Origin of the sequence: Arthrobacter sp. Leaf69 (genome assembly GCF_001422645.1) — a bacterium.
GTDB lineage: Bacteria > Actinomycetota > Actinomycetes > Actinomycetales > Micrococcaceae > Arthrobacter.
Map to the genome: position 1 here is coordinate 841,940 of NZ_LMLR01000010.1, position 24,973 is coordinate 866,912.

Consider the following 24,973-nt stretch of genomic DNA (forward strand, 5'->3'; position numbering starts at 1 on the left):
GGTCCTCCTAAGCTGGTCAGAGCACGGCATATGGCCGTGTCCGAGCTGCCTGGGAGTTTCAATGGAGACGCGTCACCTCAAGTACTTCATTGCCGTTGCCGAGGAGCGCCATTTCGGCCGCGCGGCCCAGCGCCTGCACATGGCCCAGCCGCCCCTGTCCCAGCAGATCCGACAGCTGGAAGAACAGCTCGGCACACCCCTGCTGCTTCGCACCACTCGGAAGGTGGAGATCACCCCGGCCGGGCAGCTCCTGCTGGATCGAGGACGGCTGCTGCTTCAGGAACTCGAAGCGCTCGAGGAAGACGTACAGCAGGTCGGGGCCGGTGCCACCGGTGTCATTCGTGTCGGCTTCACGGGAACCGCCACGTACCGGCTGATGCCCACCATTGTCCAGACCGCCCGCCGCACGCTTCCCGGACTCCGCATCACCGTACAGGGCGAGATGCTGACGCCCCAGATGGAGTCCGCGCTCGAGGACGGCCGGCTCGACGTCGCCGTCCTCCGCCCACCGGTCCGCTCCGGAACGATAGCGCTAAAACTGCTCGAACAAGATCAGTTGGTCGCCGCGCTCCCCGCGGATTCACCGCTGGCGGACAAGGGCACCCTGGACCTGGCCGAGCTCGCAGGCCAGGACTTCATCGGCTATCCCAGCTATTCCGCCGTCAGCAGCATCTTGGTGGACGCCTGCCGCAGGGCCGGGTTCCAGCCGCGGCTCGTCCAGGAAGCGAGAGAAACCTCCACCCTGCTCTCGCTCGTCGCAGCCGGGATGGGGATCGCGCTGGTGCCCATGACCTCTCGGATGTTCTCGTTCCAAGGTGTGGTGTTCCGCCCGCTGCGCGACTCGCCGCCGGTTGACCTCGCCGTCGCCTGGATCCGCGATGCCGAGACGCCACTGCTGCGCAGCTTCCTGCAGCTCTTCGACTCCCAGCCCACAGCCGCCACAAAGGAATCCCGCCGTGAAAATTGAACGCATCGAGGCCATCCCCTATTCAATCCCCTACGCGCGCCCGCTGAAATTCGCCAGCGGCGAGGTGACCTCCGCGGAACACGTGCTGGTCCGGATCTACACGGACACCGGCGTCTGCGGTGTTGCCGACACCCCGCCGCGTCCCTACACCTACGGCGAAACCCAGGATTCGATCGTCTCGGTGGTGACCAAGGTCTTTGCCCCGCAGCTCATCGGGCTGGACCCGCTGGACCGTTCAAAGGTCCAGCAGCTGCTCCGGCGCACGGTCAACAACCCCACGGCCAAGGGGGCCCTGGACATCGCGCTCTGGGATGTCATCGGGATTTCCCTGGGCACCCCGGTGCACAAACTGCTGGGCGGCTTTACGGACAGCATGCGGGTCTCTCACATGCTTGGCTTCAAGCCCGCCGCGGAGCTCCTCGAGGAAGCGCTCCGGTTCCGCGAAACGTACGGCATCAACACCTTTAAGCTGAAGACCGGACGGCGGCCGCTCTCCCTCGATGTCGAGGCCTGCCATGTCCTGCGTGAGGGGCTCGGCGCGGAAACGGAGATTTACCTCGATGCCAACCGCGGCTGGACGGCGAATGAGGCCATGGAGGTCCTCCGCCGGACCGAGGGCCTGGGCCTGTCCATGCTGGAGGAACCATGCGACGCCGGAGAAGCCCTCGGCCGCCGTCGGCTGGTGCAGAGCTCCAGCATTCCGATCGTGGGCGACGAAAGCGTGCCCACCCTCGGTGACGTCTCCCGGGAACTGCTCTCCGGCGGCAGCAACGCGATCTGCATCAAGACCGCCCGGAGCGGGTTCACCGAAGCCCAACAGATCCTCGGCCTCTGCGAAGGCCTCGGCGTGGATGTCACGATGGGCAACCAGATCGACACCCAGGTCGGCAGCCTCGCCACGGTTACCTTTGGCGCTGCTTTCGAGGCCAGTTCCCGTCGGGCTGGGGAGCTCTCCAACTATCTGGACATGACAGACGACCTCCTGGCCGAGCCGCTCAAAATCAGCGACGGCGCCATCCGGGTCCGTGAGGTCCCCGGCGTCGGCGCGGCCATCGACGCGGACAAACTGCAAAAGTACCGGCAGGACTAGGCCTGACCCGGCCGCATTCTGCCGTCAGAAAGACCGCACACCACAAGGAGAACCACATGCTGTACCTGGTCCGCATGGACGTCAACATTCCGCTGGACATGCCCAAGGAGCGCGCCGACGCCATCAAGGCGGAGGAGCGGGAGTATTCCCAGCAGCTCCAGCGCGACGGACGCTGGGCGCATCTGTGGCGGGTTGTCGGCGAGTACTCCAACTACTCGGTGTTCGACGTCGCGGACAACGACGAGTTGCACACCTTGCTCTCCGGACTGCCGCTCTTCCCGTTCATGGACATCAAGGTGACGCCGCTCGCCAAGCACCCGTCCGCCGTCGAATAGTCCGCGTACCCCCTCCGCCCTTTCATATCCCAAAGCTCTCAATGGGCTGGAAATAGGTATTTCCCCTCGATCAATTCCAGGCCTACCGTTGAAGCAACGCCGGATGTGATGCGGGGCACGAGGCGCAGCGCAGTCTGCCAGTCCGGAACCCACCGACAGCCGTTTCTACCATCGTTCTTTTGACACAGGAGTCACCATGACAACGGAAACTGAAGCCACAGCAGCCTCCTCGGGTGCGGGGGCAACCGCCCGCTTCCGGGAGAACAAGCACATCGCCGCCAGCACAAGCCAGGAGCGGGTCAGCCTGCTTGCGGGCCGTGTCATCAAGGCGATCAACGACACCGTCCTGGACGAGAAGGTCACCTACGACGAATACAACGCCTTCAAGGCCTGGCTCATCCAGGTCGGCGAGGACGGCGAATGGCCGCTGTTCCTGGACGTCTGGGTGGAGCACTCCGTCGAGGAGGTCGCCAACTCCAGCCGCCACGGCTCCAAGGGCAGCATCGAGGGGCCCTACTACATCCCAGACGCCCCCACCCTCAACACCCCGGCCACCCTGCCGATGCGCGAGGACGAACCCGGCACTCCGCTGCTGTTCCAGGGCCAGGTCACAAACGTCGCCGGAGAGCCGCTCGCCGGGGCCCTGATCGAACTGTGGCACGCCGACGACCTCGGCTTCTACTCCCAGTTCGCCCCCGGACTGCCTGAATGGAACCTCCGCGGCTCCATCATCGCCGACGCCCAGGGCAACTTCCAGATCAACACCATGCAGCCCGCGCCTTACCAGATCCCCACAGACGGCGCCTGCGGTGCCCTCATTGCTGCGGCCGGCTGGCACGCCTGGCGGCCCGCCCACCTGCACCTGAAGGTGTCGGCCCCGGAGCACCAGCTCATCACCACCCAGTTGTATTTCCAGGGTGACGAGCACGTCGCCGACGACATCGCCTCAGCCGTGAAACCGGAACTCATTCTCGCGCCCACGGAGCGCACTGACGGCAAGGGACGCGAAGTCACCTACGACTTCGTTCTCGACCCCCAGGACTAAGCCCCTTTCTCGATCCCGGGGCCGGAACCATCCGGCCCTGGGGTCGACCCACAATTCATCCCCAACATCCGCCGTAATGCCGCCTGCCCAAAATGAAGTTGCCGCAGCCGCACGGACCCCGGATCAGTCGGGTCAGAACATTCACACGAAAGTGAGTTAACGGTGACTAAAACCGCCTATAACGTCCAGGACGTTATCGACAACACGCCCATGAGATTCAAACGATGGTCCATCGTCGTCCTCTGTTTCGTGATCGCATTGCTGGACGGATTCGACACGCAGTCCATTGCATTCATCGGACCCGCGATCGCCGAAGACTTCGGCCTGCAGGCCACAGACATGACCTGGGTGATCACCGCCAGCACCGTTGGCATGTGCGTGGGCGCGATGTCCCTTGGCACCTTCGGGGACCGGATCGGCCGGAAGAAGACCATCCTGCTCGCCCTGGCCCTTTTTGGTGTGTTCTCCCTTGCCGGAGCGTTCGCTCAATCCCTGGAACAGATTGTCATTCTGCGCTTCCTCATTGGCCTCGGCATGGGCGGGGCCACCCCGGCACTGCTGGCGTTGACGGCTGAGTACAGCCCCAAATCCCGCCGTGGCACGTTCATGACATTGGTGTTGCTCGGTCTGCCTGGCGGCGCGCTTCTCGGCGGGCTTGTGGCGGCGGCATGGCTGCCGGTGATGGGCTGGCGCGGCATCTTCCTGGTCGGCGGCGTGCTGCCACTTGCCATGGTGTTGGTCTGCAGCAGGATGCTCTCGGAATCGCCGGTCTTCCTGGCGGCCAAGGGCACCCCCGCGGCAGACGCACGGGCACGTCAGATCATGGCCTCCATTTCCGGCAGCCCCGTCAGCCCGGATGCCGTGCTCGCGACAAACGACAAAATGGAGGAGCGCAGCTCTGTCGCTGCACTTTTCTCAGCCAGGTACCGGATGGTCACGATCGCAGTCTTCGCCACCTACCTGCTCAATTGGATCGCTTGGTTCCTTCTGCTGCTCTGGATGCCAACCGCGCTCAAAATGTTGGGGCTGGCCGGCTCGCAGGCCGCGATGGGAACCGTTACCGTCAACGGTGCGTTCATCCTCTTCGCCATCCCTCTGTCCATCATCCTGCCCAAGGTAAACCCCAGAAAACTGCTGCTGGTCATGTTTGCCGCGGGGATCCTCATCGCGCTGGGTCTGGGGCTGGCCGGCTCCAACTTCGCGCTGGTGTTCGTGCTGATCGGGCTGGCCGGCTTCGGCATTGGCGGCCAGCAGTTGGCCCTGAATTATCTGATCGCCAACGCCTACCCCACTCAACTTCGTGCCACTGCTACCGGCTGGGGCATCGGAATTGGCCGCCTTGGTGCCATCGTTGGCTCTGCCCTGGGCGGGATCATTCTCACGGGGCTGGGCGTCTCCGGTTACTTCATGGCGCTCGCCGTACCGCTGGTTCTGGCCGGCCTGGCCACCCTAATGGTGCGGAACTCGGCAAGCCAAGCCGGGGCTGTCCCGACGACTTCGGCGCCATTGGAACGCGAAGCCGTCAGCTAACGACGCAAGAGACGACTGGCAGGGCCCGCGGCAGCGGCGCGGACGGGCAAACCCGGGACCCGCACCGGTGCTGCGGGCACCTGCGAGTTTACGAAAATTGGCCGTAACCGGCCGAAAGATCCCAGGAAGAAGGGGACGCACAGCAATGCGTTTTACTGACAAGGTTGTAGTGGTAACCGGCGCCGCCCAGGGGATTGGCGCCGTCGTCGCCCATAAGATTGCCGCCGAGGGCGGCAGCGTCGTCTTGGCGGACCGGTCCGAGCTGGTCATTGAGGTGTGTGCTGAGCTGACGGCCGGTGGTGCTCCTGCCCGGTATTTTGTCTGCGATCTGGAAACCTATGCAGGCGCCGCGGACCTGATGGCCTACGCCGTGGCGGAGTTCGGCCGGATCGATATCCTGATCAACAACGTCGGCGGCACGATCTGGGCCAAGCCCTATGAGCACTACCAGGAGGAGGAGATCGAGGCCGAGGTACGGCGCTCGCTCTTCCCCACCCTGTGGTGCTGCCGCGCCGTCATGCCGCACATGATCGAGCGGACCGCTGGGGTCATCGTAAATGTCTCCTCGATAGCCACGCGCAGCATCAACCGTGTGCCGTACGCGGCGTCCAAGGGCGGGATCAACGCCTTGACCGCGTCGCTGGCCTTCGAGGCAGCATCAAAGGGTATACGCGTCGTGGCCACTGCACCCGGCGGCACGCAAGCCCCGCCGAGGAAGGTTCCACGCAACCCCAACGCGCAGTCCGCCCAAGAAGAGGTCTGGTACCAGCAGATCATAGACCAGACCACCGAAAGCACCCTGTTCAAGCGCTACGGCACTTTGGAAGAGCAGGCCGCTCCGATCTTGTTCATGGCCTCTGACGACGCCAGCTACATCACCGGTGTGGTGCTGCCGGTGGGCGGCGGGGACCTCGGATAACCCAGGCGGTTCGAACAACAGCAGGAAGGGGAAGTCGATGACGCAGGACGTCATGGGAGGCATGGAAAAGCGAGAATTGCGCCAGGTATTCGGCACGTTCGCCACCGGTGTCACGGTGGTCACCACCCGGACGGACGACGGGGTTGCGCATGGCACCACGGTCAACGCGTTCGCCGCGGTATCCGTCGACCCGCCGCTGGTCCAGATCACGCTGACCCGGGCCTCGCGCGCCGCTGGGTACCTTGAAGGTGCCCCGTTCGCCATCAACATCCTGTCCCTCGAACAAGTCGATGCGGCCCGGCACTTTTCCGGCGAAGTCGTCGACACGGAACCGGAATGGACTCTGAACGGCAACGTCCCGGTGCTGACCGGGAACGCCGCCACGCTTAAGTGCCGGCCGTGGAACATCTACGACGGCGGTGACCACATCATCGTTGTCGGCGAGGTCATGGCCATGGACATCACACAGCGTGAACCGCTCGTGTTCTTCGGCGGTGAGTTCCGCACAATGGGGCGCCGCGTCGAGGCAATTCGGTCGGATCACTCCGGCGCTGACTCCGAATCGGGCTGGTTCGCGGGGTCCAACTACTTCAGGCCGCTTCATGCCCCAAAGTCCCGCTAGCCTGCCCGGGGCCCCGGCGCGGGGCTAGGTCCCCGAGTAAGCCGTCAGCAGCTCGGCCATGCCCGGGTCGCCGCTCATGCCGGCGAGGGCGACGGCGGCGGCGGTCATCGCGCCGGCGAAGCCCGTGGTGCACGCGGTCATCACGGCAAAGAACTTCCAGTCATCGCGGAGGACGCTCCGCATCGTGTCCGGCATTCGCAGCCCGGGAGAGATCATGTTGGGGGCGCTGTCCGTGGATCCGTCGTCCAGATAGGCGACGACGCGGCCGGACTGGCGGTCGACGCGCATGGCGCTGATGTGGTTGCCGTGCCGGGCGAGGAGAATGTCGTGGCCAACCAGCTGGCGGCGCTGAAGAGTGAGCATGTTCATCCCTTGGAACTCAAGAATATTGGACGTCCACGCCGGTGGGGGCACCTTCAATTTTACCGCCGGCACAGTGCCGCGACGGGGCGGAATCCCCGTGAGCCTGCCCACGGGGCGTGGTGACGCGCGTCAAGGCGGACCTGTCCCGGACGGTCCGCCGGCACTAGAGTGGCACCAGCCGCCGCCACTCTGGCGGACGCGGATCAAAGGAGATGTTGCGTGTTTTCGAGCCCGTTCCCCGATGTGGAAATTCCCAATGTCAGCCTCTACGACTACCTCTTTGGCGGCCTGGTGGAGGCGGACCTGGACCGGATCGCCGTCGTCGACGGCACGAGCGGCGCGGAGACCAGTTACCGGACCCTGGTGGGGCAGATCGACGCCGTTGCCGGAGCCGTGGCGGCGCGGGGCCTGGGCGTCCACGGCGTGGCGGCGATCCTGTGCCCCAACGTCCCGGCTTTCGCCGTGGTTTTCCACGGACTCCTGCGGGCCGGCGCCACGGTCACCACCGTCAACTCCCTGTACACGGCGGACGAGATCGCCCTCCAGCTTGACGACGCCGGAGCCGAATGGATGTTTACGGTCTCGGCCCTGCTCCCCGCAGCCCGGGAAGCCGCCACGCGTGCCGGGATCCCGGCGGACAGGCTCGTCGTGCTCGACGGCGCCGCCGGCCACCCCTCGCTGCGGGACCTGCTGACCGCCGGCGCCCCGGCGCCGGACGTCACGTTCGATCCCGCTACCCACGTGGCCGTCCTGCCGTACTCTTCCGGGACCACCGGCCGGCCCAAGGGAGTGATGCTCAGCCACCGGAACCTTGTGGCGAACGCCGAGCAGTCCCGCGGGCTGCTCAAGGTCACCGCTGAGGACCGGCTGCTGGCGCTACTGCCGTTTTTCCACATCTACGGACTGACCGTGCTGCTGAACCTCGCCCTGCGCCAGCGCGCCTGCCTCGTGACGATGCCGAAGTTTGACCTGGCCGAGTTCCTGCGGATCATCCAGGACCACCGGTGCAGCTACCTTTTTATTGCCCCGCCGGTGGCCGTGGCCCTGACAAAGCACCCGATGGTGGCCGACTACGATCTCAGCTCGGTGCACACCGCACTGTCCGGAGCGGCGCCCCTCGACGGGGAACTGGGCGGCAGGCTGGCCGAACGCCTTGGCTGCCGGGTCCTGCAGGGCTACGGCATGACCGAGATGAGCCCGGTGTCCCACCTGATCCCCGCTGACGCCGCCGAGCTGCCCGTCAGCTCGGTGGGATACACGGTCCCCAATATGGACTGCCGGCTGCTGGATCCCGCCACCGGGGACGACATCGACGTTCCGGCCGAGGGCACCAGCGCGCCCGGGCACCTTCTCTGCCGGGGACCGAACGTGATGCTCGGCTACCTCAACCACGCCGAGGAAACGGCGGACACCCTCGATGCCGACGGTTTCCTGCGCACTGGGGACATTGCCACCGTGGACGCCCACGGCGTCGTCACCATCGTCGACCGGCTCAAGGAACTGATCAAGTACAAGGGCTACCAGATCGCTCCGGCGGAGCTTGAGGCGCTGCTCCTCACGCATCCCGGCATCGCCGACGCCGCGGTGATCGGCACGTCCGACGCCGACGGCCAGGAAGTGCCGATGGCGTTTGTGGTGCGCCAGCCCGGAGACAACGGCGAGCGGCTCGACGAGGCCGCGGTGATGGACTTCGTGGCGGCCAAGGTGGCGCCCTTCAAGAAGATCCGGCGGGTGGAGTTCATCGACGCCGTGCCCAAGTCCTCCTCCGGCAAAATCCTGCGCCGGAAGCTCAAGACGGCTGAGGCTGCAGCCGGATAAGACTGCCGCTGCCCGACTGGCGGTCCAGCCACGCTGGAGCGCTAGTCGGGGACGTCCGTCTTGGCGATGTAAACGTCGCAGGGGGCGTTGTGCGCCACGGAGTTGGCAACGCTCCCGAGCACACGCCCCAGCCCCCTCATCCGGCGGTTGCCGACCACGATCAGCTGCGCGCCGGATCGTGCCGCTTCGTCGATGAGAGCCTCGGCCGGCTTGCCGCGGGCGGCCGCGTACGTGACGTGGAGTGCAGGAGTGCGCAGGCTGTCTGCGACGCTCCGCGCGACTTTCTCCGCGTCGCCGGCGTCGGAGACAATCCACTTGTCGCCGCCGCTGCTGTAGACCTCTGTCCTGTCGCTGTCGAACGCGCTGACCACATGAAGGGTGGCCCCGAGCGAAGTGGCCAGGTCGCGTGCGGTTTGCGCGGCCCGCAGGGCAGTCTCGCTGCCATCGACGCCGACAACAATAATTCCGGTCATGAAGTGCTCCTTGAGATCAACGAACGGCTGGCCATAACAATGATTCAGGCTACAGCGCGGCGATGGCTTCCCGCAGGACCGGTGCCAGCCGGCGGACCCCTTCGCGGATGGTCTCCGGCGGTACGGCGCTGAAAGCCAGCCGGATCTTGTTGGAGGGATCGTCGGAATGGGTGAAGGCCGCACCCGGAATGAAGACCACCCCGGCGTCGATGGCCTTCTTCAGCAGGGGGTAGGTGTCCACGCCGTCGGGCAGGGTGACCCAGACGAAGAATCCGCCTTCCGGCCGGGTCCAGCTCAGGCCCGGCGGCATAAACTCGCCGAGGGCGGCCAGCATGGCATCGCACCGTTCCTTGTACAGTCCCCGGTACGTCTCGATCTGGCCGCGCCAGTCGTAGTCGCGGAGGTAGGCGGACACCAGCATCTGGTTGAGGGTCGGCGGGCACAGGGTGACCGCTTCCGAGGCGAGGTAGTAGCGGCGCTGGAGGTGCGCGGGGACGAGGGCCCAGCCGATCCGCAGACCGGGCGCGAAGATTTTCGAGAAGGACCCCATGTAGATCACGTCGTCCGGGTTGGCGGCCCGCAGCGGCGTGAGCGGCTTACCGTCGAACCGAAGCAGTCCGTAGGGATTGTCCTCCAGCACCAAAATATTCGCATTGCGGCATATGTCCACAACCTGCTGCCGCCGCTCCGCCGACAGGGTGACGCCGGAGGGGTTGTTGAAGCTGGGGATGGTGTACAGGAACTTGATGTTCTTGCCGGCCGTCTGCAGGGCGGCGATTTTTGCCTCGAGGAGGTCCGGGGCGATGCCGTCGCCGTCCATCGGCACGGTGGCGACCTGGACCTGGTAGGCCTCGAAGGTGTTGAGCGCGCCGACATAGGTGGGATCCTCCACCAGCACCACGTCCCCCGGGTTGCAGAAGACTTTGGTGGCGACATCCTGGGCCGACTGCGAACCCGCGGTGACCACCACGTTCTCCGGTTTGGCGTCCAGGATTCCCTCCGCGGCCATGACTTCGCAGATCTGGGTGCGGAGTTCCTCGGTGCCCTGGCCGCCGCCGTACTGCAGGGCGGTCATTCCCTGTTCGGCGATGATCTTCGCGGCGGTCTGGCCGAGCCGTTCCAGCGGCAGGGACTGGAGGTATGGGCTTCCGCCGGCCAGGGACACGAGGCCGGGGCGCAGCGAGATGTCGAAGACATCGCGGACTGCCGATTGCTTGATGTTTGCTGCGCGCTCCGAGAACAGGTCCTCGTGGCGGTGGGCGGACGTAGCCGCACGTTCGATTGCGTCAATTGCCTCGGCCGGAAGTACTACTGCGGCGGCATCAAGTGTTTCGTGGGTCACATCTCCCAGAATACAACCCTTGTTGCTACAGGGGAAACGTTTGTTTCCTTCCACCCGGATTCGCGTCGGAAACGGACAGCCGCCACGTGGATCCACGTGGCGGCTGTCTGAAATCGGCGCGAAATCGACGGGGAATTAGGCCGCGGTAGCCGTACGGGATTCTTCCAGCGCGTCGAAGACACCCTTGATCTGCTCCACGACCTCGGCGTCGTCCTTGGGGTGGACTTCGGCGAAGCGGACCATGGAACCCGGGACAGCCAGCTTGACGTCCTCGAGGACACGGGCGCCGGCGATGCCTACAGCCTTGCGGGCCTCGTCCTGGGCCCAGACTCCGCCGAACTGGCCGAAGGCGGTGCCGACGACGGCAGTCGGCTTGCCGTTCAGGGCGCCGGCGCCGAACGGGCGGGACAGCCAGTCGATGGCGTTCTTGAGCGAGGCGGGCACCGTGCCGTTGTGCTCCGGGGTGACCAGGAGCAGGGTGTCGGCGTCGTTCGCGGCGGCGCGCAGGGCGGCGGCGGCGGCCGGGACCTGACCCTCGACGTCGATGTCCTCGTTGTAGAACGGGATGTTGCCGAGGCTGTCATGGATGAGCACCTCAACCTGTTCCGGCGCGTTCAGCTGGATGGCTTCGGCCAGCTTCTGGTTGGTGGAATCCGCGCGGAGGCTGCCGACCAGGGTGAGTACGGTGTTCTTGGACATGTGAACTCCTAGGTTTCGCGCCACAGGTGATCCTGCGGCTGGATGATCATGGAGGCTTTGCCGGCCTTCACTGATCAAAACGGACTGCGGTCCGCTTCTATTCCCCGGGACTAGACTGTGCGGTGTGAGCTCAATCCCAATGCGCCCGGGCCTGGAGCCCGAGCGCCGCGACGCCGCCCGGAACCGCGAGCTGCTGCTCCGTGCTGCCCGCGAGCTTATTGAGGAGTGCGGGGCCGACGGCCTGACCATGGGAACGCTGGCGCAGCGGGCCGGCGTGGGCAAGGGGACGGTGTTCCGGCGGTTCGGCAGCCGGGCCGGACTCATGATGACCCTCCTGAGTGACGCGGAGGCCCACTTCCAGGGACGCTTTATGTTCGGTCCGCCCCCGCTCGGCCCCGGCGCACCGCCGCTGGAGCGGCTCATCGCCTTTGGCGAGGAGCGCATCGCCTGGGTGTTGGAATTCGGCGAGCTGGCCCGGGCCGCGGACGTGTCGGCCTACAACCGGTTCGACGTGCCGGCGGCCGTCCTCTGGCACCGGCACCTGGAGATGCTGCTGCGGGAAGCGGGGGTCACCACGGATCCCTGGCTGATGGCCACATCGCTGAGCGCTGTGCTGGAGCCTGAGCGGATCCTGCATGCCGTCCGCGTGCACCACATAGCCCCGGAGCGGCTCGCCGCGTCGTGGCGCGAGCTCGTCTCGCGCGTAGTCCGCGGAGCGTAGGCGGGCGCGGCTCTCCGGCTCACACGGATCAAATCAATTCCCCTGAATTATTCATAACGATCTGATACCTGACTGCCGGAACGCCGGGCAGGCGGCATCTGGCGGCAATATCGATGTGATAGTTTCCTCTGGAATGTGACCTGCAACATAGCCCACAAGGGCCTGCCGAAAGGCCTGCAGGCGGCCAGATACCCGCTGGCCCAGATCCCGGATCGGCAGCGGTAATCCCCTGCCGGATGGGGACTACGGAAGGATCAGGTAGTGAAACTTGTCAAATATCCTGCGCGCGGCGAGGCTGTTTCAGCCGGCCCGGCAGGCACCGCACAGGCACCGGCGATCCAGAACTAGCTACCCATGCTCCGATACCTCGCCAAGCGCGCCCTCACCTATGCCTTCATGATCTTCCTGACCACCACCGCCGGGTACTTCCTGGCCGTGAACACCCTGCAGCCGGCGCTGCTGGAGCAGGAGCGGATCCCGCGGCCCACCACCGAACAGGTGGCCAACTCCTTCCGGCTCAAGGGCCTCGATCCGGATCTCAGCCCGTGGGAACGCTACGTCGAGTGGCTCACGGCGATCGTCACCCGCTGGGACTGGGGGCGCAGCCCCAGCGGCGCGTTCATCAACGCCGAATTCGGCGACCGGGTCTGGATCTCCACCCGGCTGTTCCTGGCCTCCATCATCCTGACCCTCATCATCGGCATCGCCCTGGGCGTCTACACGGCGGCCCGGCAGTACAAAGCCTCGGACCGGGTCATCACCTCCTACAGCTACCTCGTCTACATTGTGCCCGCGCCGATCGCCTACTTCCTGGTGCAGCTCGGAGCCATCAACATCAACGAGACGGTCGGTGAACGCATCTTCTTCGTCACCGGCATTTCGACGCCCGGCCTGGAGGGGGACGGCTGGGCGCAGTTCGTGGACATGCTGGCCCACTATGCGGTGCCGACCTTCGCGATCACCATCGTGGGCTGGGGCGCCTACCAGATCGCCCAGCGCCAATACCTCCTGGACAACGTCAACGCCGACTTCGTCCGGACCGCGCGGGCCAAGGGACTCACCCGCAACCAGGCCATCAGCCGGCACGCCCTGCGTGTGTCCTTCATCCCTGTCGCACAAAGCATCGCCTTCACGATCCCGGCGATCTTCGCCGGCGGCTTCTTCGCTGAAAAGATCTTCGCCTGGCACGGCGTCGGTTCGTGGAGTATCGACGCGATCGCCCTGCAGGACGTCAACGCCGCGACGGCTACCCTCGCCTACGGCTCCGTGATCTTTGCGATCGGCGCGATCCTCGCGGACTTCGCCACCACGCTGGTCGACCCGAGAGTGCGGGTGCAGTAACCATGACAAACCTCAACACCATCGACCCGGCCGCCGTCACCGGCGAGGCCAAAATCGAGAACAACGACGTCGTCATCGCGAAGTCGACGATCATCCTCCGCCGCTTCCTGCGCAACAAGACAGCCGTCGTGGGCCTCGTCATCTTCGTGGCGCTGACCCTGTTCTCCCTGGTCGGCGGCCTTTTCTCCAGCTGGGACAAGGAAACGATCGACCCCTTTAGCATTGGCATGCCGCCGTCGGCCGAGCACCTGCTGGGCACCTCGCAGGCCGGCATCGACCTGTACGCCCTCACCGTCGAGGGCACCCGGGTCTCGATCCTGATCGGCCTCGTCGTCGGCCTCGTCTCGGTCCTGATCGCGGCGGTGTACGGCTGCACCATGGCCTACTTCGGCGGGAAGGTGGACAAGGTCATGCTGTTCATCCTTGAGGCCCTGATCATGATGCCGGCGCTGCTGGTCGTGGCCGTGGCCACGAGCGGCGGCGGCAACGGCCTGCAGGAGAGCCTGCCCAGCTGGCTGCTGCTGATCATCGTGCTGCTCGTCTTCAGCTGGATGGGCACTGCCCGCCTCATCCGCTCGCTGTCCATGTCCCTGATGTCCCGCGACTTCGTCAAGGCAGCCCAGTACATGGGCATCCCGCCGCGGCGCATCGTCTGGCGGCACCTTGTCCCGAACATCGGCTCGCTCCTTGTCCTTGACATCACCCGCGGAGTCACCGGCGCGATCCTGGCCGAGGTTGCCTTCTCCTTCATCGGCATCGGCATCAAGGTTCCGGATGTGAGCCTGGGCGTGCTGATCGGCCAGGCGACGTCCCAGGTCTCCACGTTCCCGTGGATGTTCTGGGTCCCGCTGACCGTCATGTTCCTGCTGACCGGTTCGCTCGCCATGATGAACGACGGCCTGCGGGACGCGTTCGACCCCAGCTCCAGCTCCATCGGCGGCGCCAAGAAGCGCGCCTCCGGCAAGGGCAGGACCGGCAGGAATCAGAAGAAAGGCCAGACCGGCAAGACACAGGAGAAGGCCTCATGAGCCACGAAATGACCGCCAGCGCCGAATCCTCCGAGCTCTCCGCCTCCGGTCTCTCCACTGCTGAGCGCCTGCGCGTCGCCGGTCTGCACGCCGCAGGTGATGCCGTGCTCTCCGTCCGTGACCTGAACGTCCGCTTCAACACGGAGAACGGGGTGGTCCACGCCGTCCGCGGCATCGACTTCGACCTCCATGCCGGCAGGACGCTGGGCATCGTCGGCGAATCGGGGTCCGGCAAGTCCGTCACCTCCATGGCCATCCTGGGCCTCCTGCCGGACACCGCCCAAGTCACCGGCTCGGTCCGGCTCCAGGGCAAGGAGCTGCTGGGCCTCAGCGACAAGGCGATGTGCCGGCACCGCGGCAACGACATCGCCATGGTCTTCCAGGATCCGTTGTCCTCCCTGACCCCGGTCTACACGGTGGGCACCCAGATCATCGAGGCGCTCACGGTCCACAACCCCGCCATGAGCAAACAGGCGAAGGAGGCGCGCGCCGTCGAACTCCTCGGCATGGTGGGCATCCCCAGCCCGAAGGACCGGCTCAAGGCCTTCCCGCACGAATTCTCCGGCGGCATGCGCCAGCGCGTGATGATCGCCATCGCCATCGCGAACAACCCGCGGGTGCTGATCGCTGACGAGCCGACGACGGCGCTCGACGTCACCATCCAGGCGCAGGTCCTCGAGGTGCTGCACACCGCGCAGGAGGAAACCGGCGCCGCCGTCGTGATGATCACCCACGATCTGGGCGTCGTCGCCGGCATGGCGGACGACATCATGGTGATGTACGCCGGCAAGCCCGTGGAGACCGGCAGCGTCGATGACATCTACTACAACCCGCGGATGCCTTACACGATGGGCCTGCTGGGCGCGGTGCCGCGCGTCGACGTGGCCGAGAAGACCTCGCTGGTACCGATCGAGGGCATCCCGCCGAATCTTGTCCACACCCCGACGGGCTGTTCCTTCGCGCCGCGCTGCCCGCTGGCCGGCGACGCGTGCCTCGACGGGGAGCCGGAGCTGTGGCCCGTCGCGGGGGCCGGACTGGACGGCGGCCTGCAACACAAGGCCGCCTGCATCAAGACCGACTCCCTCGGCGGTGACGTGGACGTCCGCGAGGTCTTCCGGGCCCCGGCCGTGCCGGTGTCACACTTTGACGCGATCCCGCGTGCAGAGCGCCGGACCGTGCTGGAGCTCCGGGAAGTGCGGAAACACTTCCCGCTGATGAAGGGCGCCCTGATCAAGCGCCGCATCGGCACCGTCAAGGCCGTCGACGGGCTGAGCTTCGATATCCGCGAGGGTGAGTGCTTCTCGATCGTCGGCGAGTCCGGCTGCGGCAAGACCACCACCCTGCTCGAAATCATGGAGTTCCACAAAGACCAGGACGGCGAGGTGGTCATCGGCGGCCTCAGCAACAAGCAAGCCGCGGATGCCAGAACCAAGGGCGCCATGCGCAAGGAACTCCAGATGGTGTTCCAGGACCCCACCGGCGCCCTCGACCCGCGTTTCACCGTCTTTGAAGTGCTGTCCGAGCCGCTTGAGAACGCGGGCATGGCCAAGCCCCAGATCCGCGCGCGGATCATGGAGCTGATGGAACTCGTGGGCCTCCAGCCGGACCACGTGAACCGCTTCCCCAACCAGTTCTCCGGTGGCCAGCGCCAGCGCATCGGCATCGCCCGCGCCCTGGCCGTGAACCCCAAGCTGGTGGTCCTGGACGAACCGGTATCGGCCCTGGACGTGTCCGTTCAGGCCGGCGTGATCAACCTCCTGGACAAGCTCCGCGCCGAACTCGGGCTGAGCTACCTGATGGTGGCCCACGACCTCTCCGTGGTGCGGCACATCTCCAACCGCGTGGCCGTGATGTACCTGGGCAAGATTGTGGAGATCGGGGACGTCGACGCGGTCTTCGACAATCCGCGCCACCCCTACACCCGGGCACTGCTCTCCGCGATTCCGGTACCCGACCCGGTCCTGGAGCGCACCCGGGAACGGATCATCCTGCAGGGGGATCTGCCCTCGCCGCTTGAGGCGCCCAAGGGCTGCAACTTCGCCACCCGCTGCCCGGTCTTCGCCGCCCTGCCGGCGGCCAAGCAGGAGAAATGCCTCACCCTTGAGCCGGCGCTGGAAGCGGCCGCGGCTCCCGCCCCGGCCGCAGGTTACCGGGCTGCCGGCCTTCCGGCCGCACCCGCGGCCCCCACAGACCAGCACTTCGCCTGCTTCTACCCGGACGGCGAACTGGACGCGGACATGTTGGTTGTCCACGAGTCCCTCTGACTTACCAAACCGCACCTGCATCACAACTCGCACAAAAAATGAAGGGGATCATGATGAAGAATCTGACCAAGATCGGCGGGGTGGCCGCCGTCGCGGCAGCACTCGCGCTGACCGGCTGCGGCGGAGGCGGCGCCACCACGTCCGCCGAGAGCGCCAAGGCCCAGGACGCCTCCGGCGACATCAACAAGCTCATCAGTGTCAACGCCAAGAAGGCCGATGAGCTGAAGCAGGGCGGCACCGTGACGCTGCCGGTCGGCAACATCGGCCCGGACTTCAACGGCTTCTCCAACGCGGGCAACTCCGCGGACAACACGGAACTGCACTACCCGATCGACGAGGCCGGCTACGTGGGCTGCTGGAAGCTCGACTTCGACGGCACCAGCAAGCTGAACACCAACTTCTGCGAAGACTTCCAGAGCGAGGTCAAAGACGGCAAGCAGACCATCACCATCAAGATCAACCCGAAGGCCGAGTACAACGATGGCACCCCCATCAACGCCGACACCTTCGTGAACACCTGGACGATGCTCAACGGCAAGAACAAGGACATCGACATCGTGTCCTCCGGTGCCTACGAGTTCATCGACTCCGTCAAGGCCGGAAGCAATGACAAGGAAGTCATCGCAACCACCACCCAGCCGGTCTACCCGCTGAGCGACATCTTCGGCGGCTTCATCCCGCAGGCAGTCAACACCCCGGAGCTGTTCAACACCGGTTTCTCCGGCGAAATGCACCCCGAGTGGATGGCCGGCCCGTTCAAGGTCGAAAAGTACGACTCCGCGGCCAAGACCGTCTCCATGGTTCCGAACGAGAAGTGGTGGGGCGAGAAGCCGGTCCTGGAAAAGGTGATCTTCCGCCAGCTCGAGGCAAGCGCCGAGATCGCCGCCTTCAAGAACAGCGAAATCGACATGGCCGACGGCCGCACGCTGACCAAGTACAAGCAGCTCGAAGGCACCAAGAACTCCGAGGTCCGGCGCGGCCAGCGCCTGTTCGCCGGCGGCCTGAACCTCAACGCTATGAAGGCCCCGCTGACTGACGTCGCGGTCCGCCAGGCGATCTTCACCGCCGTCGACCGTCCGGCCGTCCGCGCCGTGCGGTTCGGCGGGTTGAACTGGGAAGAGGAAAGCTCGGGATCGATGATGCTGATGCCGTTCTCCAAGTACTACCAGGACAACTACCCGGTCAAAGAAGCGGGCACCGACGCGGCCAAGAAGGTCCTGACCGACGCCGGCTACGCGCCGAACGCCAAGGGCACCATGGAGAAGGACGGCAAGCCCGTCTCCTTCAAGATCACCAACTTCGGTGACGACCCGACGTCCCTCGCCACCGTGCAGACCCTGCAGAAGCAGCTCCAGGCCGCCGGCATGGAGGTCGGCATCGACCAGCGCGGCGACGCGGACTTCGGCAAGGTCCTGGGCAGCCGCGACTTCCAGCTCACCATCAGCGGCTACACCGTCGGCGCGGACGCCACCGCAGGCGTAAAGCAGTTCTACGATTCCAAGACCAACGAGAACGAACTCGGCGACGCCGAACTGGACAAGGCCATCAAGGACCTCGCCTCCATCCAGGACGACACCGAGCGCAACAAGGCCGCCATGGAGGTCGAAAAGAAGCACATGGCCAAGTACTACTCCATGGGCGTCCTTATGAACGGCCCGCAGATCTACTTCGCCCGCACAGGCCTCGCCAACTACGGCGCGTCCCTGTTCCAGACTCCGGACTGGAGCGTCGTCGGCTGGCAGAAGTAACCCCTCCGACGCTCCCTCACCTTTAGCAGCTTTTCGGGCGACGCTCCCTCACCTATTGAGGGGGCGTCGCCTGTCTTGTTGCGATATCTGAGGGAGCGTTGAATGGGCTCGCGGGAGTAGCGTGGGACCATGACAACAGACTCCAACCGGCCCGTCCGCACGGCCGTCGCCGGCTTTGGCCTCTCGGGCAGCGTCTTCCACGCGCCCTTGCTCGCCGCCGACCCCGCCTATTCCCTGGAGATGATCTCCACGTCCGACGCCGGCCGGCAGTCCGCCGCGTCCGCCCGGTATCCCGGCGTCTGGATTGTGGACACCCCGGCGGACATCCTGGCGCGCGCCGGTGAGCTGGACCTGCTGGTCCTGGGAACCCCGCCGGCCACGCACTACCCGCTCGCGAAAGCCGCGCTGGAAGCCGGGCTGGACGTCGTCGTCGACAAGCCGTTTACGGTGCGCAGCGCCGAAGGCGGGGAGCTCATCCGGCTCGCAGAGCGGCTGGGCCGCGTCCTCACCGTCTTCCAGAACCGGCGCTGGGACGGCGACTACCTCACGGTCCGCGGGCTGCTGGACAGCGGTGCGCTGGGCGGCGTTACACGGTTCGAATCCCGCTTTGAACGCTGGTCCCCGACGGTCGCCAAGGCCTGGAAAGCGGAGGCGACCGCGGACGACGGCGGCGGGGTGCTGTTCGACCTCGGCACCCACCTGCTGGACCAGGCCGTGCAGCTGTTCGGACCCGCCACGGTTACCCACGCCGAACTCGCGGCCCGCCGGGCGGGGGAGAAGACCGACGACGACGTGTTCCTGGCCCTGCGGCACGAATCCGGCGTGACGACCCACCTGTGGATGAACATGCTCTGCGCCCAGCAGGGGCCGCGCTTCCGGCTGCTGGGCAGCGACGGCGCCTTCACCAAGCACGGCGTCGACCCGCAGGAGCCCTTCATCGTGGCCGGCGGCAGCCCGCTGGATCCGGACTACGGGGTCGAGGACCGCGAGTGGGCCGGGCTGCTGGGCCGCGACGGGCACCTGGACCGGCTGCCCACCGAACGCGGCGCCTACCCGGAGTTCTACCGGATCCTCGCGGAGAAGATCAGGGGCGGCGGGGCGGCGTCGGCACTGCCGGTCCCGGTGGATCCGGCGGGGACGGTGGAAGTGCTGCGGCTGATCGAGCAGGCGCGGGCGCTGGCCTAGCCGTTAGACAGCAATCGGCTGCTCCGTAACTGCCCTTCTGGGGGTCCAAAAGGGCGGTTTGGGCCCACACCGGCAGGGTTCCCTGGCCGAGCTTGCGAGGCGAGGGGGCCGGTGGGGAGGAGCAACCGATGCTAACTCCGGGGTGTTACGCGGAGACCAGTTCGTGCCAGTCGGCGACGAGGGGCAGGTTGTGCGCCTCGGAGACCGAGCGGTGCGCCACCTTGCCACCGGCGATGTTCAGGCCGGCGGCCAGGGCGGCATCGCGTTCGAACGCGGCCTTGACGCCCAGGTTCGCCAGGGCGACGGCGTAGCGCAGGGTGACGTTGGTCAGCGCGTAGGTGGAGGTGTTCGGGACGGCGCCCGGCATGTTGGCAACGCAGTAGAAGATCGTGTTGTGGACCTTGTACGTCGGTTCCTGGTGCGTGGTGGGGTGCGTGTCCTCGAAGCAGCCGCCCTGGTCAACGGCGATGTCCACCAGCACGGAGCCGGGCTTCATGCGGGAGACGAGCTCGTTGGTGACCAGCTTCGGGGCCTTTGCGCCCGGGATCAGCACGGAGCCGATCACGAGGTCGGCGTCGACCACGGACTTCTCGATCTCGTAGGCGTTGGAGGCAACGGTCTTCAGGCGGCCCTGGTACTGGGCATCCAGTTCGCGCAGGCGGTTGATGTTGATGTCCAGGATGGTGACGTCGGCGCCGAGGCCCAGGGCCATGGCGGCGGCGTTGGTGCCGGCCACGCCGGCGCCGAGGACAACCACCTTGGCCGGGCGGACGCCCGGTACGCCGCCGAGCAGCACACCCTTGCCGCCGGCCGGAGCCATCAGCGAGGTGGCGCCCACCTGGACGGACAGGCGGCCCGCGACCTCGGACATCGGGGCGAGCAGCGGCAGGGCGCGGCCTTCCTGGACGGTCTCGTAGGCGATAGCGGTCACGCCGCTGTTGATAAGCGCCTGCGTCAGCTCCGGCTCGGCCGCGAGGTGCAGGTAGGTGAAGAGGATCAGGCCCTTGCGGAAGCGGTGGTATTCGGCCTTGACCGGCTCCTTGACCTTCAGGACCATGTCGGCGCGCGCCCAGACGTCATCTGCTTCGGTGACGATCTCGGCGCCGGCGATGGCGTATTCCTCGTCCGTGATGCCCGAGCCCAGGCCCGCGCCGCGCTCCACCAGGACCGAGTGGCCGTGGGTGCGGAATTCGTGGACACCAGCAGCTGTGATGGCGACGCGGAATTCGTTGTTCTTGATCTCTTTGGGGACACCGATGATCATTTGGGGACTCCATTGCTGGCGGCTTTATGGGCCTGGGTGTGTGGGGGAAGTTGTACTTCCAGAATAAATCCGGCTGTGAGGCAAGCGACAGGCCCGGCCGCGCGTCAGCACCCGGCTTCCGCGGAATTCCGCGCTTTTCCAAATAGTGTGTTGGACATTTGTCGAACCCGCGAGCGTCAGGTGTCGCCTGCTGTCCGTTGGGGGTGACATTCGCCGCCGCATTCCCGGCGCGGGGCCAATGCGCAGTAATGTGGCAGCATGCAGCAGCAGGACGTCGAACAGCTCGTGGAGCAGGTCGCACTGAAACTGGGCCGCGGCCTCTCACTTGAGGACCTGGACGGCCTGCTGCTCGCCTACAGCTCCAACCAGTCGCACGCGGACCGGGTCCGGGTAAATTTCCTGCTCAGCAAGCGGGTCCCGGTGGACGTCAGCGCCTGGCAGCTCTCGCACGGTATCGCGACAGCGGTGCGCCCGGTGGTTGTGCCGGCCAACGAGGACCTGGGCATGCTGGGCCGCGTCTGCGTTCCCCTGCTGCTGCGCGGTTTCCGGGTGGGCTACCTCTGGGTCCAGCTCGACGCCGAGGAACCGAACGCGACGGCGGTCCTCGGCCAACTGCCCGACGTGGCGCGCGAGCTCGAGCAGCTTTCGGCCCTGCTGCTGGAATCCAACACGGCCGAATCCGAGTTCCGCCGCCGCCGCGAGCAGGAATTCCTGGCCGCCTGCCGGGGCGAGTCCAACGCCGTCGCGGCTGTGGGCGGGTGGAAGGAAGTGCAGGGGCGCGGGCCCTGGCAGCTCGTGACGGTCCTGGATGCGGACGGTTGGGCGGAAGGATCGGACCCGATCGCCTCCACGCTGATCCACCGTTCCGCGGCGCTGCAGTCCACGATCGGGGTGGACGCCGCCCTGTTCAGCGCGGGCACGGAGACGCACTCCGTGGTCCTGTTCAAGGAATCTACCGGCCGGGCGGACCACGCCCAGGTGCTGGTCCACTACCAGCTGGAGCTGGCCAAACGCTCCGGCAGGGCGGTCGATCGGATCATCCTGGGGACCTCCGAGGGCTTCGCACGGCCGCGGGAACTGGCGGACGCCTACCGCCAATCCCGGCAGGCCGCACAGGCGGCGGCGGTGGATCCCCAGCTGGGGGAGCTCGTCGACTGCCGCGCCACCGGAATCTATCAGCTGCTGGCCTCGGCGGGCGGCGGTGCGGGGGCATGGGCGGACGCCGGGTCTGTCTATTTCCGCCTCCTGGAGGACCATGACCGGAACCAGGAGCTGCTGCCGGTGCTGGAGCTCTTCTACGACAACGACGGCTCGGTCCAGGAAGTGGCGGACAAGCTGCACCTGCACCGGAGCAGCATCTACAACCGGCTGGGCCGGATTCGGCAGCTGCTGGGCGTGGACCCGCTCAAGGGGATGGTGCGGCTGGAGCTGCATGCGGCGCTGAAGGCGCGGCGCTGGGCGGGAAGGCCCAGGATTTAGTGCTCGCGGTTGGAGGAGTCGGAGTCCAAGGCAGGGTCCCGTGCCGTCTCCCGCGCTGCCTCTCGCGCCACGTCCCGCGATGCCTCTCGCGCGCTTTCTCGCGCGCTTTCTCGCGCGCTTTCCCGCCTGCGGCGGGTAATCCTGCCGTCCATCCACATCGCCACAGCCACAAACGCAACACAGCTGGACATAAAGGCTGCCGTATTGTTCAGCCCCATCGCGGTTCCGAGGATGCCGGTGAGCACCATGGCGGCAATGCCTGCCACAATGTGCCACCCTCTGAACTTACCCACAATCCAAGCGTAACCCCGGCCTTCCCCACGTTTCCGCGCAGGGCCGGGATCGTTGTTTGATCCTTATCACGCCGTCACGAAGCATCCGCGGCACCGTCATTTCCGTGGCCCCGGGCGCCGTCGGCGGTACTGTTCTTCTTCTGCTTCTCAAGCCAGGCCATGATGTCGGCGAGTCTGATCCGACGGTGCGTGCCCCGGTATTCCACCGGAATTTCACCACGGTCCGTCATGTTCCGCAGGTAGGTGTGCGAGATTCCCGCCAGCTCCGCGGCCCGCGACGTGGTGAGCATTTCCTCCACGCTGCTGACCGTCACCGCCTCGCCCCGGCTGAACCGGGCCAGCAGGTCGACGACGGCGTCCCGCGCCTGGGCCGGCAGCCGGTGGACGGTGCCGTCCACGAACACCGTGATGTCGTCGCTGCCGTGGAGAGCGTACTGGAGTTTCTGCGCCTCATCGGCCGGAAGGGCGGCCGCCACCCGGGGAGCTATCTGTGTCATGGAGTGCATCCTAGCGCCCGCGGATCAGCCGCACACTGCCGCCTGCCAGCCATGCCATGCCATGCCCTGCCGCGCCGCTACAGCCCCAGCTCCTCGAGGATCGGAAGCTTCGCCCGGACCCAGGCGCGGGCCTCGGTGGCGCTCGGCGCGGAGAGCGCCAGTTTGGCCAGCTCCTGCGCCTCGGCCAGGGTGACGGTCTTCAGCACTGCCGCCACGGCGGCGAGCGACCGGGCCGTCATGGACAGCGTCGAGACGCCAAGCCCGGTCAGGACGACGGCGAGGGCGGGATCCGCGGCGGCCTCGCCGCAGACGCCGACGGGCTTGTTGTGGCCTTCCGCGGCGGAACCCTCCACGGTCAGCCCGACCAGCCGAAGGACGGCGGGCTGCCAGGGCGTGTTGAGAGCGGCGAGCGGGCCGAGCTGGCGGTCCGCGGCCATGGCGTACTGGGTGAGGTCGTTGGTGCCCAGGCTCGCGAACCCCACTTCCCGGAGGATGGCCTCGGCGGTGAGCGCCGCGGACGGCACTTCCACCATCACGCCTGGGGTCTTGATTCCGGCCTCGGCGCACAGCGTGGCGAAGCGGGCGGCCTCCTCGGCGGTGGAAATCATCGGCGCCATCACCCAGACGTCCGCCTCGGATTCCTGCTCGGCCCGGGCGATGGCCTGCAGCTGGCGTTCCAGCACGCCCGGCGTCGTGAAATCGGTGCGGTACCCGCGGACGCCGAGGGCCGGGTTCGGTTCGGTGGCGTCGGTGAGGAACGGCAGCGGCTTGTCCGCGCCGGCGTCAAGGGTCCGGAGCACCACCTTCTTGCCCGGGAAGGCGTCGAAGACGCCCTTGTACGCGGCAGCCTGTTCGTCCACGGTGGGCTCGGTGTCCCGCTCCAGGAAGCAGAATTCGGTCCGGAACAGCCCCACCCCCTGCGCGTTGAGCTTGGCGGCGGCCACGGCGTCCTTGGCCCCGCCGACGTTGGCGAGCAGCGGCACCAGGTGGCCGTCCGCCGTCGCGCCGGTGCCGTCAAAGTCGGCCAGCAGCGAGGCGGTGGCGGCCCAGTGTTCGGCCGCGGCCCGCTGGGAGTCATCCGGGTCCGCCGTGATCAGTCCGGCGGCGCCGTCCACGTACACCTCCGTGCCGTCCGGCAGCTGGTCGACGCCGGTCGCGGCGACGACGGCGGGAAGGCCCAGCGAGCGGGCAATGATGGCGGTGTGGGACTGCGGCCCGCCGCCTGCCGTGAGCAGGGCGAGGATCTTCTCCGGGTCCAGGGTGGCGGTGTCCGCCGGGGCCAGGTCCTCGGCGATCAGGATGAACGGGGTGGGCGAGGACGGGATGCCCGGTGCCGGGACTCCGCGCAGTTCGGCCACGATCCGGGCCCGGACGTCCAGGACGTCGGTGGCGCGCTCGGCCATGTAGCCGCCCAGGTTGTGCAGCATTTCCGAGACAGAGCCGCCGGCTTCCCAGATGGCCCGCTGGCTGGACGTGCCGCGGCCGATCAGTTTGGCGGCCGATTTCAGGAGCATGGTGTCCGTCGCCATGAGCGCAGTCGCTTCCAGGACCGCCTTGCCGTCGCCGCTGACCGTCTCCGCCCGGGCCTTCAGCTCATCGTGGACGGCTTTGGCGGCGGTCTTCAGCGCCGCCGTCGCGTCCTCGGCGGTGACGCCGGCCGGCAGCTGTTCCCCGGCCGGCGGTTCGCTGACGGGTTTGGGCATCTGGCGGATGGTTCCGATGATGCGGCCGGGGCTGACGCCTACTCCTGGGAAGTTCTGCACTGAAGGTCCTCATTCTCTGCCGTGGGCCCGTAAGCCGGTGAGTCAGGTAGCGCCGGAGCCGGCCGTCCGATCCGGCCGGAGACTCCGTGCCGGATCGTCCGGGTAGGCCAGTCGACGGCTACGTCGGCGGGCGGATCCGGTACCTGAAAAAATTGTATGTGATGCACTTCATATAGCGTTGCTATAG

22 protein-coding genes are annotated in these 24,973 nt (G+C 66.6%); 15 read left to right on the top strand and 7 right to left on the bottom strand.

From position 1 onward, the window contains the following. Window positions 1-61: 61 nt before the first annotated feature. The 7 genes from ASE96_RS09195 (at window position 62) to ASE96_RS09225 (ending at window position 6,508) form a co-directional block, all read left to right on the top strand. Window positions 62-967 carry a LysR substrate-binding domain-containing protein gene (locus ASE96_RS09195; protein ID WP_056429029.1) on the top strand — a complete coding sequence of 302 codons (906 nt, stop codon included), beginning with the start codon at window positions 62-64 and terminating at the stop codon, window positions 965-967. Next, window positions 957-2,057, top strand: a complete 1,101-nt coding sequence (locus tag ASE96_RS09200) for a mandelate racemase/muconate lactonizing enzyme family protein (RefSeq protein WP_056429030.1) — start codon at window positions 957-959, stop codon at window positions 2,055-2,057. The genes ASE96_RS09195 and ASE96_RS09200 overlap by 11 nt, the downstream gene beginning before the upstream one ends. Window positions 2,058-2,113: 56 nt before the next feature. After that, window positions 2,114-2,392, top strand: coding sequence for a muconolactone Delta-isomerase (gene catC / locus ASE96_RS09205; RefSeq protein ID WP_056429033.1), 279 nt, complete (start codon window positions 2,114-2,116; stop codon window positions 2,390-2,392). Window positions 2,393-2,588: 196 nt separating this feature from the next. After that, window positions 2,589-3,437: a catechol 1,2-dioxygenase gene (gene catA / locus ASE96_RS09210; RefSeq protein WP_056429035.1), complete on the top strand. Its 849-nt coding sequence runs from the start codon at window positions 2,589-2,591 to the stop codon at window positions 3,435-3,437. Window positions 3,438-3,647: 210 nt separating this feature from the next. Continuing rightward, complete coding sequence (locus ASE96_RS09215; protein ID WP_056429322.1) at window positions 3,648-4,967, top strand: MFS transporter; 1,320 nt, start codon at window positions 3,648-3,650, stop codon at window positions 4,965-4,967. Window positions 4,968-5,112: 145 nt separating this feature from the next. Further along, window positions 5,113-5,886: a 1,6-dihydroxycyclohexa-2,4-diene-1-carboxylate dehydrogenase gene (locus ASE96_RS09220; protein ID WP_056429038.1), complete on the top strand. Its 774-nt coding sequence runs from the start codon at window positions 5,113-5,115 to the stop codon at window positions 5,884-5,886. A 61-nt stretch (window positions 5,887-5,947) separates the two neighbouring features. Continuing rightward, window positions 5,948-6,508 carry a flavin reductase family protein gene (locus tag ASE96_RS09225; RefSeq protein WP_235500181.1) on the top strand — a complete coding sequence of 187 codons (561 nt, stop codon included), beginning with the start codon at window positions 5,948-5,950 and terminating at the stop codon, window positions 6,506-6,508. 24 nt (window positions 6,509-6,532) lie between these two features. Here ASE96_RS09225 and ASE96_RS09230 read toward each other — a convergent pair whose 3' ends face one another. After that, on the bottom strand, window positions 6,533-6,871 hold the full coding sequence (locus ASE96_RS09230; protein WP_056429323.1) for a hypothetical protein: 339 nt from the start codon (window positions 6,869-6,871) through the stop codon (window positions 6,533-6,535). A gap of 219 nt (window positions 6,872-7,090) precedes the next feature. Here ASE96_RS09230 and ASE96_RS09235 point away from each other — a divergent pair, with 219 nt between their 5' ends. Further along, window positions 7,091-8,689 (top strand): AMP-binding protein, encoded by a 1,599-nt coding sequence (locus ASE96_RS09235; RefSeq protein ID WP_056429045.1) that lies wholly within the window; start codon window positions 7,091-7,093, stop codon window positions 8,687-8,689. Window positions 8,690-8,730: 41 nt separating this feature from the next. Here ASE96_RS09235 and ASE96_RS09240 read toward each other — a convergent pair whose 3' ends face one another. The 3 genes from ASE96_RS09240 to ASE96_RS09250 all read right to left on the bottom strand — a co-directional run bounded on the left by ASE96_RS09240 (window position 8,731) and on the right by ASE96_RS09250 (window position 11,203). Further along, window positions 8,731-9,162 carry a universal stress protein gene (locus ASE96_RS09240; protein ID WP_056429048.1) on the bottom strand — a complete coding sequence of 144 codons (432 nt, stop codon included), beginning with the start codon at window positions 9,160-9,162 and terminating at the stop codon, window positions 8,731-8,733. A 49-nt stretch (window positions 9,163-9,211) separates the two neighbouring features. Further along, window positions 9,212-10,504, bottom strand: a complete 1,293-nt coding sequence (locus ASE96_RS09245) for an aminotransferase-like domain-containing protein (protein ID WP_056429050.1) — start codon at window positions 10,502-10,504, stop codon at window positions 9,212-9,214. Between the two features lie 135 nt (window positions 10,505-10,639). Then, window positions 10,640-11,203 carry an NAD(P)H-dependent oxidoreductase gene (locus ASE96_RS09250; protein WP_056429053.1) on the bottom strand — a complete coding sequence of 188 codons (564 nt, stop codon included), beginning with the start codon at window positions 11,201-11,203 and terminating at the stop codon, window positions 10,640-10,642. A 124-nt stretch (window positions 11,204-11,327) separates the two neighbouring features. Here ASE96_RS09250 and ASE96_RS09255 point away from each other — a divergent pair, with 124 nt between their 5' ends. The 6 genes from ASE96_RS09255 (at window position 11,328) to ASE96_RS09280 (ending at window position 19,490) form a co-directional block, all read left to right on the top strand. Then, the gene (locus ASE96_RS09255) at window positions 11,328-11,924 is read left to right on the top strand and encodes a TetR/AcrR family transcriptional regulator (RefSeq protein ID WP_200913016.1); all 597 of its coding nucleotides are present in this window, start codon (window positions 11,328-11,330) and stop codon (window positions 11,922-11,924) included. A gap of 354 nt (window positions 11,925-12,278) precedes the next feature. Next, the gene (locus ASE96_RS09260) at window positions 12,279-13,265 is read left to right on the top strand and encodes an ABC transporter permease (protein WP_056429059.1); all 987 of its coding nucleotides are present in this window, start codon (window positions 12,279-12,281) and stop codon (window positions 13,263-13,265) included. Window positions 13,266-13,267: 2 nt separating this feature from the next. Then, window positions 13,268-14,293, top strand: a complete 1,026-nt coding sequence (locus ASE96_RS09265; protein WP_056429063.1) for an ABC transporter permease — start codon at window positions 13,268-13,270, stop codon at window positions 14,291-14,293. Then, window positions 14,290-16,557 (top strand): dipeptide ABC transporter ATP-binding protein, encoded by a 2,268-nt coding sequence (locus tag ASE96_RS09270; RefSeq protein ID WP_056429064.1) that lies wholly within the window; start codon window positions 14,290-14,292, stop codon window positions 16,555-16,557. Before ASE96_RS09265 ends, ASE96_RS09270 begins: the two co-directional genes overlap by 4 nt. Window positions 16,558-16,610: 53 nt before the next feature. Further along, window positions 16,611-18,305 carry an ABC transporter family substrate-binding protein gene (locus tag ASE96_RS09275; protein ID WP_056429325.1) on the top strand — a complete coding sequence of 565 codons (1,695 nt, stop codon included), beginning with the start codon at window positions 16,611-16,613 and terminating at the stop codon, window positions 18,303-18,305. 129 nt (window positions 18,306-18,434) lie between these two features. Further along, window positions 18,435-19,490 carry a Gfo/Idh/MocA family protein gene (locus ASE96_RS09280; protein ID WP_056429066.1) on the top strand — a complete coding sequence of 352 codons (1,056 nt, stop codon included), beginning with the start codon at window positions 18,435-18,437 and terminating at the stop codon, window positions 19,488-19,490. A 145-nt stretch (window positions 19,491-19,635) separates the two neighbouring features. Here ASE96_RS09280 and ald read toward each other — a convergent pair whose 3' ends face one another. Next, window positions 19,636-20,754, bottom strand: a complete 1,119-nt coding sequence (gene ald / locus ASE96_RS09285; protein ID WP_056429068.1) for an alanine dehydrogenase — start codon at window positions 20,752-20,754, stop codon at window positions 19,636-19,638. Window positions 20,755-21,012: 258 nt separating this feature from the next. On the opposite strand from ald, the gene ASE96_RS09290 reads away from it, so the two are divergent. Continuing rightward, complete coding sequence (locus tag ASE96_RS09290) at window positions 21,013-22,233, top strand: PucR family transcriptional regulator (protein WP_056429072.1); 1,221 nt, start codon at window positions 21,013-21,015, stop codon at window positions 22,231-22,233. Between the two features lie 367 nt (window positions 22,234-22,600). On the opposite strand, the gene ASE96_RS09300 is transcribed toward ASE96_RS09290, so the two are convergent. Next, a complete protein-coding gene (locus ASE96_RS09300) occupies window positions 22,601-23,023 on the bottom strand; it encodes a helix-turn-helix domain-containing protein (RefSeq protein ID WP_056429078.1) in 423 nt (140 codons plus the stop codon). 77 nt (window positions 23,024-23,100) lie between these two features. Then, window positions 23,101-24,786, bottom strand: a complete 1,686-nt coding sequence (gene ptsP, locus ASE96_RS09305; protein ID WP_056429081.1) for a phosphoenolpyruvate--protein phosphotransferase — start codon at window positions 24,784-24,786, stop codon at window positions 23,101-23,103. Between the last annotated feature and the right edge of the window lie 187 nt (window positions 24,787-24,973).

Coding starts and splice junctions, on each gene's coding strand:
- ASE96_RS09275 (WP_056429325.1), top strand. CDS start 16,611: ATGAAGAATCTGACCAAGATCGGCGGGGTGGCCGCCGTCGCGGCAGCA.
- ASE96_RS09225 (WP_235500181.1), top strand. CDS start 5,948: ATGGAAAAGCGAGAATTGCGCCAGGTATTCGGCACGTTCGCCACCGGT.
- ASE96_RS09230 (WP_056429323.1), bottom strand. CDS start 6,871: ATGCTCACTCTTCAGCGCCGCCAGCTGGTTGGCCACGACATTCTCCTC.
- catA (WP_056429035.1), top strand. CDS start 2,589: ATGACAACGGAAACTGAAGCCACAGCAGCCTCCTCGGGTGCGGGGGCA.
- ASE96_RS09270 (WP_056429064.1), top strand. CDS start 14,290: ATGAGCCACGAAATGACCGCCAGCGCCGAATCCTCCGAGCTCTCCGCC.
- ASE96_RS09220 (WP_056429038.1), top strand. CDS start 5,113: ATGCGTTTTACTGACAAGGTTGTAGTGGTAACCGGCGCCGCCCAGGGG.
- catC (WP_056429033.1), top strand. CDS start 2,114: ATGCTGTACCTGGTCCGCATGGACGTCAACATTCCGCTGGACATGCCC.
- ASE96_RS09280 (WP_056429066.1), top strand. CDS start 18,435: ATGACAACAGACTCCAACCGGCCCGTCCGCACGGCCGTCGCCGGCTTT.
- ASE96_RS09260 (WP_056429059.1), top strand. CDS start 12,279: ATGCTCCGATACCTCGCCAAGCGCGCCCTCACCTATGCCTTCATGATC.
- ASE96_RS09265 (WP_056429063.1), top strand. CDS start 13,268: ATGACAAACCTCAACACCATCGACCCGGCCGCCGTCACCGGCGAGGCC.
- ASE96_RS09195 (WP_056429029.1), top strand. CDS start 62: ATGGAGACGCGTCACCTCAAGTACTTCATTGCCGTTGCCGAGGAGCGC.
- ASE96_RS09240 (WP_056429048.1), bottom strand. CDS start 9,162: ATGACCGGAATTATTGTTGTCGGCGTCGATGGCAGCGAGACTGCCCTG.
- ASE96_RS09290 (WP_056429072.1), top strand. CDS start 21,013: ATGCAGCAGCAGGACGTCGAACAGCTCGTGGAGCAGGTCGCACTGAAA.
- ASE96_RS09300 (WP_056429078.1), bottom strand. CDS start 23,023: ATGACACAGATAGCTCCCCGGGTGGCGGCCGCCCTTCCGGCCGATGAG.
- ASE96_RS09250 (WP_056429053.1), bottom strand. CDS start 11,203: ATGTCCAAGAACACCGTACTCACCCTGGTCGGCAGCCTCCGCGCGGAT.
- ASE96_RS09215 (WP_056429322.1), top strand. CDS start 3,648: ATGAGATTCAAACGATGGTCCATCGTCGTCCTCTGTTTCGTGATCGCA.
- ald (WP_056429068.1), bottom strand. CDS start 20,754: ATGATCATCGGTGTCCCCAAAGAGATCAAGAACAACGAATTCCGCGTC.